The 676-nt window shown below is 64.8% G+C and carries 2 protein-coding genes; one reads left to right on the top strand and one right to left on the bottom strand.

The annotated features are described in order from the left end of the window. On the top strand, nucleotides 1–526 hold a 526-nt coding region (locus F6Q13_RS19090), incomplete at its 5' end, for a DNA-3-methyladenine glycosylase 2 family protein (RefSeq protein WP_293059862.1). Nucleotides 527–563: 37 nt separating this feature from the next. On the opposite strand, the gene F6Q13_RS19085 is transcribed toward F6Q13_RS19090, so the two are convergent. Further along, nucleotides 564–676 (bottom strand): hypothetical protein (locus tag F6Q13_RS19085; RefSeq protein ID WP_293059865.1); only part of this gene is annotated, 113 nt, incomplete at its 5' end.

The following is a 676-nucleotide window of genomic DNA, read 5'->3' as shown; positions in this document are numbered from 1 at the left end:
CGCCTTGCCGCCCATGGACGCATTCGGCGCACTGGTGTTCCAGATAATCGGCCAACAGCTGTCTGTTCGTGCGACCCGACGCATCCTCGATCGGTTGATGGGGATCTTCGGCGGCGCACTGCCGACCCCGGAAGCCTTGCTGGCCGTTGCGCCTGAGGAACTGGCGAAGGCAGGAATATCGCGCCGCAAGATCGCGACCCTGCGCGACGTCGCCGAGCACTTCAGCGACGGTCGATGGCGCGACGACGAACTTCGCCGGCTTTCTGACCGTGAAATAGAAGACCTGCTGACGACGGTCCCGGGAATCGGCCCGTGGACCGTACACGGGATGTTGATCATCGCCTTCGACCGACCCGACGTCATCCTTCCGGGTGATCTCGCTCTTCGCAAAGCGATCCAACGCGTCTACCGCGTCGACCACTTGCCCACTCAAGCCGAAGTCCTTGCCCTGGCGGAACGTTGGCGTCCATGGCGCAGCCTGGCGACCGCATATCTGTTTCAGGCCGCGTTCGAAGCTGGCTCGTGACCGGCTTGGGCGGGTACTTGGGGCGGCCCTGCACGATTCAGCGGGGCAGACCCAGCAGCCGTTCGGCGGCCAGCGTGAGCAGGATCTGCTCGGTGCCGCCGGCGATCGTCAGGCAACGGGTGTTGAGGAAGTCGTGCACGGTGCGGTCCT

Origin of the sequence: Mycobacterium sp. (assembly GCF_008709575.1) — a bacterium.
GTDB lineage: Bacteria > Actinomycetota > Actinomycetes > Mycobacteriales > Mycobacteriaceae > Mycobacterium.
Note: the sequence above shows the minus strand (reverse complement) of the source record. Positions and strands in the feature narration are given on the sequence as shown.